Annotated in this window: 13 protein-coding genes; 10 read left to right on the plus strand and 3 right to left on the minus strand. The window is 65.8% G+C overall.

Features of this window, described 5'->3' with window-relative positions:
* The first annotated feature begins 468 nt into the window (after positions 1-468).
* The 5 genes from recQ to MRBLST15_RS07520 all read left to right on the plus strand — a co-directional run bounded on the left by recQ (position 469) and on the right by MRBLST15_RS07520 (position 6,269).
* Positions 469-2,274, plus strand: coding sequence for a DNA helicase RecQ (recQ, locus tag MRBLST15_RS07500; protein ID WP_367785599.1), 1,806 nt, complete (start codon positions 469-471; stop codon positions 2,272-2,274).
* A gap of 165 nt (positions 2,275-2,439) precedes the next feature.
* On the plus strand, positions 2,440-2,826 hold the full coding sequence (locus MRBLST15_RS07505) for a CopL family metal-binding regulatory protein (RefSeq protein ID WP_367785600.1): 387 nt from the start codon (positions 2,440-2,442) through the stop codon (positions 2,824-2,826).
* A 75-nt stretch (positions 2,827-2,901) separates the two neighbouring features.
* Positions 2,902-4,713: a copper resistance system multicopper oxidase gene (locus tag MRBLST15_RS07510; RefSeq protein WP_367785601.1), complete on the plus strand. Its 1,812-nt coding sequence runs from the start codon at positions 2,902-2,904 to the stop codon at positions 4,711-4,713.
* The gene (locus MRBLST15_RS07515) at positions 4,710-5,675 is read left to right on the plus strand and encodes a copper resistance protein B (RefSeq protein WP_367785602.1); all 966 of its coding nucleotides are present in this window, start codon (positions 4,710-4,712) and stop codon (positions 5,673-5,675) included. The genes MRBLST15_RS07510 and MRBLST15_RS07515 overlap by 4 nt, the downstream gene beginning before the upstream one ends.
* Positions 5,676-5,756: 81 nt before the next feature.
* On the plus strand, positions 5,757-6,269 hold the full coding sequence (locus MRBLST15_RS07520; protein ID WP_367785603.1) for a GNAT family N-acetyltransferase: 513 nt from the start codon (positions 5,757-5,759) through the stop codon (positions 6,267-6,269).
* Positions 6,270-6,275: 6 nt separating this feature from the next.
* On the opposite strand, the gene MRBLST15_RS07525 is transcribed toward MRBLST15_RS07520, so the two are convergent.
* Positions 6,276-6,599, minus strand: a complete 324-nt coding sequence (locus MRBLST15_RS07525; RefSeq protein WP_025874650.1) for a zf-TFIIB domain-containing protein — start codon at positions 6,597-6,599, stop codon at positions 6,276-6,278.
* A gap of 149 nt (positions 6,600-6,748) precedes the next feature.
* Between MRBLST15_RS07525 and MRBLST15_RS07530 the strand changes: the two genes are divergently transcribed.
* Both MRBLST15_RS07530 and MRBLST15_RS07535 read left to right on the plus strand, forming a co-directional pair.
* Positions 6,749-7,516, plus strand: a complete 768-nt coding sequence (locus MRBLST15_RS07530) for a type II CAAX prenyl endopeptidase Rce1 family protein (RefSeq protein WP_414716137.1) — start codon at positions 6,749-6,751, stop codon at positions 7,514-7,516.
* Between the two features lie 92 nt (positions 7,517-7,608).
* Positions 7,609-8,031: a response regulator gene (locus MRBLST15_RS07535; protein ID WP_367785605.1), complete on the plus strand. Its 423-nt coding sequence runs from the start codon at positions 7,609-7,611 to the stop codon at positions 8,029-8,031.
* Between the two features lie 36 nt (positions 8,032-8,067).
* On the opposite strand, the gene MRBLST15_RS07540 is transcribed toward MRBLST15_RS07535, so the two are convergent.
* A complete protein-coding gene (locus MRBLST15_RS07540; RefSeq protein ID WP_367785606.1) occupies positions 8,068-9,006 on the minus strand; it encodes an alpha/beta hydrolase in 939 nt (312 codons plus the stop codon).
* 87 nt (positions 9,007-9,093) lie between these two features.
* Positions 9,094-9,939: an alpha/beta hydrolase gene (locus tag MRBLST15_RS07545; protein WP_367785607.1), complete on the minus strand. Its 846-nt coding sequence runs from the start codon at positions 9,937-9,939 to the stop codon at positions 9,094-9,096.
* Positions 9,940-10,675: 736 nt separating this feature from the next.
* Here MRBLST15_RS07545 and MRBLST15_RS07550 point away from each other — a divergent pair.
* The 3 genes from MRBLST15_RS07550 (at position 10,676) to MRBLST15_RS07560 (ending at position 12,349) form a co-directional block, all read left to right on the plus strand.
* Entirely contained in the window at positions 10,676-11,032 is a 357-nt protein-coding gene (locus tag MRBLST15_RS07550; protein WP_367785608.1) for a hypothetical protein, read from the plus strand.
* An 80-nt stretch (positions 11,033-11,112) separates the two neighbouring features.
* Entirely contained in the window at positions 11,113-11,439 is a 327-nt protein-coding gene (locus MRBLST15_RS07555; RefSeq protein WP_367785609.1) for a hypothetical protein, read from the plus strand.
* Positions 11,440-11,944: 505 nt separating this feature from the next.
* The gene (locus MRBLST15_RS07560; protein WP_265955804.1) at positions 11,945-12,349 is read left to right on the plus strand and encodes a hypothetical protein; all 405 of its coding nucleotides are present in this window, start codon (positions 11,945-11,947) and stop codon (positions 12,347-12,349) included.
* Positions 12,350-12,698 lie beyond the last annotated feature (349 nt).

Here is a 12,698-nt window from a genome sequence, read left to right on the forward strand (position 1 = left end):
GTCCGGTTGCGGGGGACGCCGTGAATACGTCCCTGTAGGCTCGGTCGCGCCATCCATGGCGCTCACGCCCCCGCAACCGGACCCACCCCGCCTTCGACAGTTTTCCGCGATCTGTTGGGCCATCTCTTGGGGTCGGATCCGTTTTCCGCAGGAAAACGGATCCGACCCCATTTTGTTTGTCGATATCTGACAGATTTGATCCACGCATGGCGTGGATGGCCCCACCGTCACTGGCGAACTGTCGGGGGTGGGGCGGTGTGGGCTTGCAGGACCGTTGGCGCCATGGATGGCGCCATCGAGCCCCCATGGATGGGTTTACGGCGTGTCCTGCAAGCCCACACCGCCCTGCCCAGCCAGCAGACAGCCCAGAGCAGGCTGTCGCCTTTGACGTTGACGTTGACGTTGCTCTGGCTCGTAGCAGGCGCCGGGTGCAACCCGGCCGAACCCCCGCCGGGGTAAACTAGCCGGATGGCTTCCCGTCCCGCGCACGACCTGCTCCGCCGCGTCTTTGGTTACGACGATTTCCGTGGTCCGCAGCAGGACATCGTGGAGCATGTGGCTGCCGGTCACGATGCCCTGGTGCTGATGCCTACCGGTGGCGGCAAGTCGCTGTGCTACCAGGTGCCCGCCCTGCTGCGTGACGGTTGTGGCATCGTCATCTCGCCGCTGATCGCCTTGATGCAGGACCAGGTAGAAGCCCTGCGCCAGCTCGGCGTGCGCGCCGAATTCCTGAACTCGACCCTGGACGCAGAAACAGCCGCCCGGGTCGAGCGCGAACTGCTCGCCGGTGAGCTTGACATGCTCTATGTCGCCCCCGAGCGCCTGCTGACCGGCCGCTTCCTGTCGCTGCTGTCGCGCAGCCGGATCGCCCTGTTTGCCATCGACGAAGCCCATTGCGTGTCGCAGTGGGGCCACGACTTCCGCCCCGAATACCGGCAGCTGACCGTCCTGCACGAGCGCTGGCCGGAGATTCCGCGGATCGCCCTGACCGCTACCGCCGACCCGCCGACCCAGCGCGAGATCGCCGAGCGCCTGGACCTGGCCGAAGCACGCCACTTCGTCAGCTCCTTCGACCGCCCCAACATCCGCTACACCGTGGTGCAGAAGGACAACGCCCGCAAGCAGCTGAGCGACTTCCTGCGCAGCCATCGCAGCGAGGCCGGCATCGTCTACTGCATGTCACGGCGCAAGGTGGAGGAAACCGCCGAGTTCCTGTGCACGCAGGGGTTCAACGCCCTGCCCTACCACGCCGGCCTGCCTTCGGAAGTGCGTGCCAACAACCAGCGCCGGTTCCTGCGCGAAGACGGCATCGTCATGTGCGCCACCATCGCCTTCGGCATGGGCATCGACAAGCCCGACGTGCGCTTCGTTGCCCACACCGACCTGCCCAAGTCGATGGAGGGCTACTACCAGGAAACCGGCCGCGCCGGCCGCGATGGCGAGGCCGCTGAGGCCTGGCTCTGTTACGGCCTGGGCGATGTGGTCCTGCTCAAGCAGATGATCGAGCAGTCCGAGGCCAGCGAGGAGCGCAAGCAGCTGGAGCGGTCCAAGCTCGACCACCTGCTGGGGTACTGCGAATCGATGCAGTGCCGCCGCCAGGTGCTGCTGGCCGGTTTCGGTGAAACCTATCCCAACCCCTGCGGCAACTGCGACAACTGCCTGACCCCGCCTGCGGCCTGGGATGCCACCATCCCCGCGCAGAAGGCCTTGAGCTGTGTGTACCGCAGTGGCCAGCGCTTCGGCGTCGGCCACCTGATCGACGTCCTGCGCGGCAGCGAGAACGAGAAGGTCAAGCAGCAGGGCCACGACAAGCTGAGCACCTACGCCATCGGCCGCGACCTGGATGCGCGCACCTGGCGCAGCGTGTTCCGCCAGCTGGTGGCGGCCAGCCTGCTGGAAGTGGACAGCGAGGGCCACGGCGGCCTGCGCCTGACCGATGCCAGCCGCGATGTGCTGACCGGTCGCCGCCAGATCAGCATGCGCCGCGATGCAGTCAGCGTCAGTGCCGGGCGTGAACGCAGCGCGCAGCGCACCGGCCTGTCGGTGCTGCCACAGGACCTCGCCCTGTTCAACGCGCTGCGCGGCCTGCGCGCCGAGCTGGCGCGCGAGCAGAACGTGCCGGCCTTCGTGATCTTCCACGACAGCACCCTGCGCAACATCGCCGAACAGCGCCCGACCTCGCTGGACGAACTGGCCCGGGTCGGTGGCATCGGCGGCACCAAGCTCAGCCGCTATGGCCCGCGCCTGGTGGAGATCGTGCGCGAGGAAGGGTAGCGCCAACCGTACGCTGATGCCCCTGTAGAGCCGAGCCCACGCTCGGCTGCCCTTGCCGCAGAAGCAGCCGAGCGTGGGCTCGGCTCTACATTGGTGCGGGTCCAACCTTGAACCGGCCATTCAGCCGGAAGTGCATCCAGGCCGGCTTGCCGCTAGATTAGCGTCATGTCCCTCGCCTCGACCCTGCTCCGTGTCGTGCTGATGCTCAGCCTGTTGCTCAACGGGCTGAACGCGGCCATGGCCAGCGGACACGAGGACATGGGGCGCATGGCCCATGCGATGACCTCGGCCATGACCGATGAGGGCGACGCGGACTGCCACCACCACGCCGGCATGACCGCCGACGAGGCGCCGCAGGCCAAGGCCCCCGCCCATGACGCGCACTGCCAGATCAAGGACTGCGTGCGCAGCTGCGCCCAGCACCCGCTGCTGGCGGTGCAGGCACTGCCGTTCCTGACCGGTCCCGGTCTTTCCCTGACCCCGCAGCCGATGCCTGCCAATGGCCGCCCGGCACCGCCGCTGCCGCCGATCTCACGCCCTCCCATCGGCTGATCCAACACGCCTCGTGCGCGCTGCGCACTGAAGCCGGCCCTGCGCTGGCGTCTTTCCGTGTTTGGAGTCACCACCATGAGTACCCGTATTCCTCCCGGCCCGGGCGCTGTGCCCATGCCGTCGCGCCGTCTTTTCGTGCAGGGCATCGCTGCTGGCGGCGTGGTTGCCAGCATCGCCGCAGCAGGCATCCCGCAGCGTGCGCTCGCCGCCGCCTCTGCCGCTCCACGCCTGGCCGGCGCGCCGGCGGTCATCAGTGATAGCCGCGTCGAACTGGCCATCGGCGAGTCGCTGGCCAACTTCACCGGCCGCACCCGCCCGGCGATCACCGTCAACGGCTCGCTGCCGGCACCGATCCTGCGCTGGCGAGAAGGCCAGACCGTGGACCTGTTCGTGCGCAACACGCTCGGCCAGCACCCCACCTCCATCCACTGGCACGGCATCCTGCTGCCAGCCAACATGGATGGCGTGCCCGGCCTGAGCTTCAACGGCATCGGCCCGGGCGAGACCTACCACTACCACTTCGATCTCAAGCAATCCGGCACCTACTGGTATCACAGCCATTCGCTGTTCCAGGAACAGGCAGGGCTGTACGGTGCGCTGATCATCGACCCGGCAGAGCCCGCGCCCTACCGGCATGACCGCGAGCACGTGATCATGCTGTCCGACTGGACCGACATGGATCCGGGCGCGCTGTTCCGGCGCATGAAGAAGCTCGCCGAGCACGACAACTACTACAAGCGCACCCTGCCCGACTTCCTGCGCGACGCCCGTCGCGATGGCTGGTCGGCCGCGCTGTCCGACCGCGGCATGTGGGGCCGGATGCGGATGACGCCCAGCGACATCTCCGACATCAACGCGCACACCTATACCTACCTGATGAACGGTACCGCGCCGGCCGGCAACTGGACCGGGCTGTTCCGCAGCGGTGAAAAGGTGCTGCTGCGCTTCATCAATGGCGCGTCGATGACCTACTTCGACGTGCGCATTCCCGGCCTGAAGATGACCGTGGTCGCCGCCGACGGCCAGTACATCCATCCGGTCAGCATCGACGAGTTCCGCATCGCCCCGGCCGAAACCTACGACGTGCTGGTGGAACCCAGCGGCCAGGATGCCTTCACCATCTTCTGCCAGGACATGGGCCGCACCGGCTATGCCGCCGGCACCCTCGCCGTGCGTCATGGCCTGCAGGCACCGATTCCCGCGCGCGACCCGCGCCCGCTGCTGACGATGAGCGACATGGGTCATGACATGGGCGGCGGGGGCCACGGCGGCCACGACATGGCGGCGATGAAGGGCATGGAAGGCGGCTGCGGCGCCAGCATGGGTCACGGCGCACACGGCGGTGGCGATGCCGCCAGCAAGGCGCCAAAGCATCCGGCCAGTGAACGCAACAATCCGCTGGTGGACATGCAGAGCTCGGCCACCGAGCCGAAGCTGGACGACCCCGGCATCGGCCTGCGAGACAACGGCCGCCAGGTGCTCACCTATGGTGCGATGCGCAGCCTGTTCGAAGACCCCGATGGCCGCGAGCCCGGTCGCGAGATCGAGCTGCACCTGACCGGCCACATGGAGAAGTTCTCCTGGTCGTTCGATGGCATTCCCTTCGCCGGTGCCGAGCCACTGCGCCTGAACTACGGCGAGCGCATGCGCATCGTGCTGGTCAACGACACCATGATGCAGCACCCGATCCATCTGCATGGCGTGTGGAGCGATCTGGAAAACGCGCAAGGTGAATTCCAGGTGCGCAAGCACACCATCGACATGCCGCCCGGCACCCGCCGCACCTATCGCGTGCGCGCCGATGCACTCGGCCGCTGGGCCTACCACTGCCATCTGCTGTACCACATGGAAGCAGGCATGATGCGCGAAGTGAGGATCGAAGAATGAGCCGTTCCCTGCTTGCTCCAAGCCTGTTGACCCTCGGCATGTTGGCCGCGCTGCCCGCGTTCGCGCAGTCCCATGCCGGTCATGACATGACAGCGCCCTCGCCTCCTGCCGATACCACACCAGCGGCAGCGGCCGACGTGGATCATTCGAAGATGGACCACTCGAAGATGGATCACGGCGCGATGGACCATTCAACGATGGACCATGGCGCGATGGATCACTCGAAAATGGGCCATGGCACGCCCGCACCTACCGAGCCACGCGAGCCGATCCCGGTCCCCACCGATGCCGATCGTGCGGCCGCATTCCCGCCCATCGCGCATGGTGCGATGGAGCACGCCCCGGAGATCAACAGCCTGCTGCTGATCGACCGCCTCGAACACTGGGACGGCAAGAGCAGCAACGGCCAGGCCTGGGAGGCCAGTGGCTGGATCGGCGGCAACATCAACCGCCTGTGGCTGCGCACCGATGGCGAACGCAGCGAAGGCCGCACGGAATCGTCAGGCGTGGAAGCACTCTACGGGCGCGCCATTTCGCCGTGGTGGGACGTGCTGGTCGGCGTACGCCAGGACTTCCGCCCCGCCGATTCGCGCACCTGGGCAGCGATCGGCATCCAGGGGTTGGCACCGTACAAGTTCGAAAGCTCGGCCACGCTGTACATGGGTTCCGGCGGCCAGGTGCTGGCCAAGGCCGAAGTCGAGTACGACGTGCTGTTGACCAACCGGTTGATCCTGCAGCCTCTGCTGGAAGCGACCGTGGCCAGCAAGGATGAACCCGAGTACGGCATCGGCCGCGGCCTCAACAAGGTCGAAGCCGGCCTGCGCCTGCGCTACGAGTTCAGCCGCCGCTTCGCGCCGTACATCGGCATCAGCCACGAACGCGCGTTCGGCGACACGGCGGACTATGCCGGCGACCACGCACGCGATACGCGCTGGGTCGCCGGCATCCGCATGTGGTTCTGAGCAGCGGATCGTGAGCAGCAGCCAGCCCCGGCAACCGCCGGGGCCGGCTACACTGCCGCACGTTCCATTGCAGGCTGCACCATGTCGTTGCATATCCGCCGCGCCACCCTGGCCGACGTCGACGCCCTGTCGGCGATCGCCATTGCCACCTACACCGAAACCTGGGGCGATTCCTATCCGCCGCAGGACCTGCACACCTTCCTGCAGGATCACTACGGCAGCGTACCGCAGCGGGTAGAACTGTCCGACCCGCGCAGCGCGGTGTGGCTGCTGCTGGAGGGTGAAACGGTAGTGGGCTATCTGGCCGCCGGTGCCAACACCCTGCCGCATGCGGACGCGCGCGATGGCGACATCGAACTCAAGCGTCTGTACATCCTGGCCAGCCACCAGAACGGCGGCCACGGCGCGCGGCTGATGGATGCGTTCATGGCTTGGCTGGACCAGCCACAGCGCCGCACCCTGTGGGTGGGCGTGTGGGAAGAGAACTTCGGCGCCCAGCGCTTCTACGCGCGCTACGGCTGCAGCAAGGCCGGCGAGTATGACTTCATCGTCGGCGACAGCCGCGACCGCGAGTTCATCCTGCGCCGCCCCTGAGCGGCGTCAGAAATCGAACAGTTCGGAGAGGAAGCTCTCCTTCTTCTTTTTCTTGTAGCCCTGGCTGTACTGGCCACGGTTGTCATCATGGCGCTGGCCAAGATGACGGGTGTCGCGGTGCATCACCGGCGGCGGCGCGGCCTGTGGCTGCACAGGCGCGGGCCCTGGCGGCGGCATGGCGGCACCTGCACCATCGGTGGCGCGCTCGATGATCTTGTCCAGTTCGCCACGATCCAGCCATACGCCACGGCAGCTCGGGCAGTAGTCGATCTCGATGCCATGGCGCTCGGCCATCTGCAGGGTCTGGGTCTTGCACACGGGGCACAGCATTCGCATTGCTCCTGTCGGTCTGGCCTCGACTGTACATGCGTGCGGATGACTGTGCGGCAACGCATGACCGATGGCACAGGGACTTCCGGCGCGTGCCGCTCCATCCCCCGCCCTGCAGACTGCCCGCTCCCCCGCTGCAAGGAATGCAGATGACTGCCCGCGACTCGATTCCCACCGGCATGCGCCTGTTGCTGGTGCTGCTCGGCGTTGGCCTCGGCCTGAACGTGCGTGACATCAGTGCCGCGCTGGGAGCTCCGATTCCCGCCCTGCCCATGCCCTACGGTGGCAGCCTGCTGGACAACGCGCTGGCGGTGCTGGTCGCACTGCTGCTGGCCACGCTGCTGCGCCCCCGCGGTGTGGGTGTGCTGGCCAGCCTCGGCCTGCGCGGAAACGGCATGCGTGGCCCGTTGTGGGTGCTGCTGGCCAGCCTGCTGTGCTGGCTGGGGCTGGCCCTGCTGGGAACGCCCAACACGGCGCTGACGGCGCTGGATGCCACGATGCTGGCGATGCTGTTCCCGCTGGCCGAGGAAGTGCTGTTCCGCGGCCTCGGCTTCGTGCTGCTGGTGAAGATCGTACGTGGCCCCTGGCCGTTGCTCGCACTGCCGCAGGCCCTGCTGTTCGGCATCGTTCACTGGCTGGGGTTTGGTGGCCTCGACGGCGGCGGCACCGCCCTGTTCGTCGGCGCGGTGATCGCCTTCGGTGGCTTCATCTTCGCCTGGCTGGACCATCTGGATGGCAACACCCTGTGGTGCGGTCTGGCCCTGCACATATCGATGAACCTCGCCTGGAATGTGTTCAGCCTCGATGACGCAGTTGCATTGGGCTGGCATGCCACCGGCCTGCGCATCGGCACTACACTGCTGGCGGTGGCAGCGCTGGCCTGGCATGTGCGCCGCCAACGCAACAACGCCCTGTAACGCCCACTTAGCCGATCCTGCACACGGGGCTCACTGGGGGCTTGCGCATACTTGCGCGCCTTTCATGCCCTGCCGTCCGGAGTTGTTGCGTCATGCTGCTGTCCAAGCGCCACGTTGAACCACGCGTCCTGCTGATCGAAGACGCCGAGGAAACCCGTGAACTGAGCCGGATGGCGCTGGAGAGCCAGGCCTGCCACGTGGTGGGCGTGAGCTCTGCCGAAGCGGCACTGGGCCTGCTGGCGGCCGGTGAACGTTTCGATCTGTTGTTCACCGACGTCAACCTGGGCCTGATCAGCGGCATTGAAGCGGCCAACCGCGTGCGCAGCCTGTATCCCCAGCTGCCGATCCTGGTGACGTCGGGCATGGATCAGCACGCAGTGCTGCCGCAGCTGTGCGACGGCATCCACTTCCTGCCCAAGCCCTACAACATGAGCGAGCTGCTGGATGCGATCCGGCTGTGCTTCCGGCATGCGGATGTCGGCGTGTTGACCGGGGCGGATGCACAGGCAGCGTGAGGCCCCATCCACGCATGGCGTGGATGGAATTGGCTGTCAACCGCCGGTATACGGTCCTTCGCCCGGAAGCACCTGCAGCAGCGCACGGGTGATCACCCGCGGATACACAGTGAGATGGTCTTCGCCATCAATCACGATGTTCTCCACCTGCAGCTTGCGGCCACTGCGCTGCAGCTGGGCAGTAAAGTCGGCGGCCTGCCGTAGCATGTCGTTGCCGGTGGAGTAGCGCGGCCCTTCCTTGACCGTCTCGTAGCCGCCCACCGACAACAGCACGCGGGTCGGCTGCGCCGGGATGACGGCGGCGTCCTGCATGCGCGGCAGCAGGCCTTGGTCGAACCACAGCGACGGGCTGGACAGGATGTAGGTGCTGAACAGGTCCGGCTGGGTCGTCAGCACGTAAGCACCAAACAGCGCGCCATAGGAATGCCCCGCGAACACGCGCCGGGCGGGATCGGTGCGGTAGCGCGCATCGATCATCGGCAACACCTGCGCAGCCACAAAGTCGCGGTAATGCGCGGCACCACCGTAGGTAACATCATCGCTGTAGTAGCCGGCTGGCGTGCGCACCGGGTTGCTGGGCGTGTAATCGCGCGAGCGGCTCTGCTTGGACGTCAGGCCTTCCTGCGGCGGCAACCCGACCAGGATGAAATCCTCGATGTTGACGCCCTGCTGCCCCACCAGGTTGCGCACGCTGCGCACCAACGGGAAGCTGTACAGCGCATCGGTCACGTACAGCACCGGGTAGCGTTTCTCAGAATGCGCGGCATAGTCGGCCGGCAGCGCCACCCAGATCGGATAATCACGACCAACAGGATCGTGCACGCGCAGCGCTTCGGTATCCGGCAGCACCACGCCCGGCACAGCGGTGGCCGCGCTCTTCTTCGCTTCATCCTGCACGGCTGGCGGAGCCACCGCCATCGCACAACCACTCACGGCCAGGCAGACCGCCACACTCCATCCACGCACACGCTGCATCCGTTCGCTCTCCCGTTGCGGGCGGCGCACGCAGGTGGCGCCGCTACCGCATCCTCACACGCCGCGTTGCCGTACGCCAAGCCACTCTCAGGGCGAAGCCGGCGGCGGTGCCGGGAACAGCGTCCGCAGGGCCTGCAGCGCCGCGGGGTGGTAGATCGTTGCGTGGGTCTCTTCCGGCAGCGGCTGGTACTTCACCAGCGTTGCCGGTGATGCCTGCTGCAACACTGCCGCCAAGCGTGCGCTCGACGCGGCCAGCTCCGGCTGGCCACTGCTGGCCAGGAACAGCCGCGCGCCACTGCGGTCAACTGACGGCAACTGCTTGCCTGCGCCAGACAGCATTGCACCACGGTTCCACCACAGGCTGGGGTCCAGCGCGATGTAGCTGTTGAACAAGGTCGGCTCCTGCAGCAGCGTCTCGACCACGAACAGGCCCGCCAGCGATTCGCCGATCAGCGCGCGCTCGTCGGTGGTCGGGTAGCGCTGGCGCACCTGCGGCATCAGTTCATCGCGCAGGAAATCGCGATATGCCCCCGAGCCACCAATACGTGGCGCGATCTTGCGATCCTCCGCTTCGTTGCTGGGGCCGGTCATATCGCGGCGGCGCTCGGTGTTTTCGATGCCGACCAGCAGGAACGGGCGCATGCTGCCATTGCCGGTCAGTACCTGCACCAGCCCTGCCACGTGCAGGAAGTCCTCGCCGATGCCGCCGTCGGGCATGTACAGCACCGGCAGCGGCGTCTTCGGGTCCAGGCCCCACGGTTGTGGGCGGTACACGTTGATGCGGCGGGTCTCGCCCAGCGCCTTGGATTCGATGGTGAAGGTTTCACCGATGGCCAACGGCGAAGCGACCGCCGGCTGCGACGCCGGTTCGGCGGCCATCAGCGGCGCGGCGGAGACGGCGGACAACAACAGCGACAGCACGATCAAGCGCATTGAGGCGACCCATCCAAGGAAAGACGCCGAGCATAGCGTCCGGAGGCAAGCGTTGGCGGCTGCGACATGCCTAACATCCCTGCCGGATGCGTAGATCCACGCCATGCGTAGATGACTTGCCGTGACTCACGCCCGGGTACGGCCCCCCCATACCGCGCGTGCACCGCCACGTGTCGCGTTTGAACCGCCAAGGACGCCTCTACCGTCGCACCTGCACCGAAATGCGGTGAATACACAGGAACGCACAGAGGACATTGACGGCGAAAGCGAAGCCAGCTTTACACGTGCTGGTTCACGACAGATGCGCCGCCATGTGCGGTTTACGGCATTCTCCAACGTGATCGACCACACGCGTGAACAAATACGTCGTGCGTTGTCACTTGCTGCATTAGATGCGCCTGCGCCACCATCTTCGCGCGCCTGGATTCCGCGTTTCCCTTCGGAAAATTCTCATTGAACTCCAAGCGCGGGCGTAAACACCATGCTGCGTCACCGACAACGGGTGGCACCGGGCCTGCAAGCTTGGGAAGACAAAAAGCATGTTGTTTGCGCTCACCCGTCGGCACTGTCTGCGGACCGTGCCGGCGGGTGATCCGTCGGCCTTTATGGCGGGCGGTGCGTGGGGGTCTTCGGATCCGCCGGTTAACTGCTTACTGTCTTCCCGGCTTGCAGCCACGCACCGTCCGCCACCTGTCTCACGCGGTGGCATTCCCACCCCAGAGCCGAGGAAGCCGAGATGACCGAAGGTCCGCCCTATGACTCATATGCCGCCAGCGTCAACGACGACGACGACAACCCCATACCCGAACTGAGCACCTTCCTGGGCTGCCTCGAACGCATCCGGGCGGGCGAAGGTGCAGACGGCCAACCCTGGCCGGATGCAGGCCTTCCCGGAGGGCGCAGGGTGGCACTGTCACGCGTGGAGCGGGCCGCCGTCGGCATGCTGACCGTGGCAGAGATGCTGCACGCCGCCGATCGCTGCCGATCGATGGCAACGCCGGATCGGCATCTGGATGACGGCGTGGTCGAAGGGCTGTTCTTCGCCTGCCGCGGGCTGGCAGAGCTGGTATGCCGGGATATCCGGCCTGAGTAGGAACACCTGCACCACAATCCAGCCCATACTCGGGCCGGGTTCGTCCCGAGTTCCATCGACACTGACACAAGGAGGTCCGCATGTTGAATGCCATGATCATTGCCGCGCTGGCTGCAAGCCCGACAGCGCCCGTACCGTACGCCGACTGCCTGCTCGGCAACATCCAACCCGGCCTGTCCGACCGTGCCGTGCAATTGGTGCAGCAGGCGTGCGCCGCCAAGCACCCCGACAGCTTCATTGCTTCGCTGGAACTGGAGCGCAAATACAGCGCCCAGCGGCAGGCCCGGTTCGACGCTGAACGCGCCGCAGTGGAGCGTGCTGCGAATGCTGCCGCCAACGCGGCAGCGGTTGCCGCACAGGTGGCGGAACGCGAGGCGGCCCGCTCTCAAAGCGCGAAGTCGCTGTAAGACCTCACGCTCCGCAACGCCATCTGCAATGGCGCCATGAAACCCTTATGTAGCAGGGCGCCGTTTCGCGTTGCGGAGCGGTCCTGGCCGGTCCAGCCTGCCGCTGGCAACAAGCACTGGCAGCTATCGAGCCAATGGCCGCCCAACGGGCGGCCATTGTTCATTCCTGAGCACGAGGGCCTGCGGCCAGGTCTTCGTCGAACGGATCGAGCCGGTTCTGACCGCGCCATTTCACGCGCGCATCTGAACCGTGCCCCCCAAAAGAGTTGTGCTACGTTCTTCGCCGTAGGTTCGGCGCGAGAGGTATTTTATGGATGCATGGGTCGACAAATGCACTTCTTCATCAAAGGGCGGACTTCGGGGCCATCTCTGGGTGGCAGCGTGTCGCTGCCTCACGATAGCTATTCCCGTGTTGGTGCTGTCAGCGTGCTCAAGCGGTGCGCTACCAGCCCCGTCGCATCATTTAAATCAACGACAGTCCGTCAAACCAAGGAGTGACATTGGTATGGAGCGATTCAAAAACGACATCGAGCGTTTGATAAGCGTGCGCTTTGATGATGTCGATGCATTGAATGAACAGCTTCACACGCACTTGGGAGAGCCGACTCGACAAGGCTTGAGGGACGAGCGGATCGCAGAACGCGGCATGCTGGGCGGCCTTGAGATCCGGAACATCATGCTGAGAAGTGTTCCCGACGATCCTGCGCATGCGAAGCTGACATTTGATGTCGCGCCACCCAGCATTTTGCTCGAGGAGATCATCTGGGAGGACTCCACCCTATACCCCCCTCACCCCGATGCGCCTGACTCCCGCCCGTACTGGTCCGCGCAGGTGAACGGTGCCGAGGTCATCCTCGGTCTCGCCCCAGACAACGTAACACTGACCCGCGTACTGATCAGTCACCGCTGACCCCCTGTCATTGCGAAGGAGCCGCGCCATGGAGCGTAGTGAAGAAGTTGGACTGCCACAATCGCAGGAGGGGGAGCGCCCTGGCGCCGCACGTCGTCCAGCATCGCCATCGGCTGACCCCTCATTGGCACCGCTTCTGGCGAAATCCCCAACACTCCGAGCGGGTCTCGCACAGGCCGAACGCGACGATCTTGATAATGTCTGGGGACAAGCCGGTAGGGGCGACGTCCCCCCGAGATTGAGTAGCGAAGCGGTTTGGAGTCCAATCCTCAATGAGAAGGAGATTGGACGTGAAGAAGCGCTTTTCCGAAGAGCAGATCATCGGCTTCCTACGCGAAGCTGAGGCCGG

The sequence above is a fragment of the Stenotrophomonas sp. LST15-1-1.1 genome (assembly GCF_040815575.1).
GTDB lineage: Bacteria > Pseudomonadota > Gammaproteobacteria > Xanthomonadales > Xanthomonadaceae > Stenotrophomonas > Stenotrophomonas lactitubi_B.

Bases quoted from the DNA above. Each gene is read 5' to 3' on its own strand.
- recQ (WP_367785599.1), top strand. From the start codon at position 469: ATGGCTTCCCGTCCCGCGCACGACCTGCTCCGCCGCGTCTTTGGTTAC.
- MRBLST15_RS07505 (WP_367785600.1), top strand. From the start codon at position 2,440: ATGTCCCTCGCCTCGACCCTGCTCCGTGTCGTGCTGATGCTCAGCCTG.
- MRBLST15_RS07510 (WP_367785601.1), top strand. From the start codon at position 2,902: ATGAGTACCCGTATTCCTCCCGGCCCGGGCGCTGTGCCCATGCCGTCG.
- MRBLST15_RS07515 (WP_367785602.1), top strand. From the start codon at position 4,710: ATGAGCCGTTCCCTGCTTGCTCCAAGCCTGTTGACCCTCGGCATGTTG.
- MRBLST15_RS07520 (WP_367785603.1), top strand. From the start codon at position 5,757: ATGTCGTTGCATATCCGCCGCGCCACCCTGGCCGACGTCGACGCCCTG.
- MRBLST15_RS07525 (WP_025874650.1), bottom strand. From the start codon at position 6,599: ATGCTGTGCCCCGTGTGCAAGACCCAGACCCTGCAGATGGCCGAGCGC.
- MRBLST15_RS07530 (WP_414716137.1), top strand. From the start codon at position 6,749: ATGACTGCCCGCGACTCGATTCCCACCGGCATGCGCCTGTTGCTGGTG.
- MRBLST15_RS07535 (WP_367785605.1), top strand. From the start codon at position 7,609: ATGCTGCTGTCCAAGCGCCACGTTGAACCACGCGTCCTGCTGATCGAA.
- MRBLST15_RS07540 (WP_367785606.1), bottom strand. From the start codon at position 9,006: ATGCAGCGTGTGCGTGGATGGAGTGTGGCGGTCTGCCTGGCCGTGAGT.
- MRBLST15_RS07545 (WP_367785607.1), bottom strand. From the start codon at position 9,939: ATGCGCTTGATCGTGCTGTCGCTGTTGTTGTCCGCCGTCTCCGCCGCG.
- MRBLST15_RS07550 (WP_367785608.1), top strand. From the start codon at position 10,676: ATGACCGAAGGTCCGCCCTATGACTCATATGCCGCCAGCGTCAACGAC.
- MRBLST15_RS07555 (WP_367785609.1), top strand. From the start codon at position 11,113: ATGTTGAATGCCATGATCATTGCCGCGCTGGCTGCAAGCCCGACAGCG.
- MRBLST15_RS07560 (WP_265955804.1), top strand. From the start codon at position 11,945: ATGGAGCGATTCAAAAACGACATCGAGCGTTTGATAAGCGTGCGCTTT.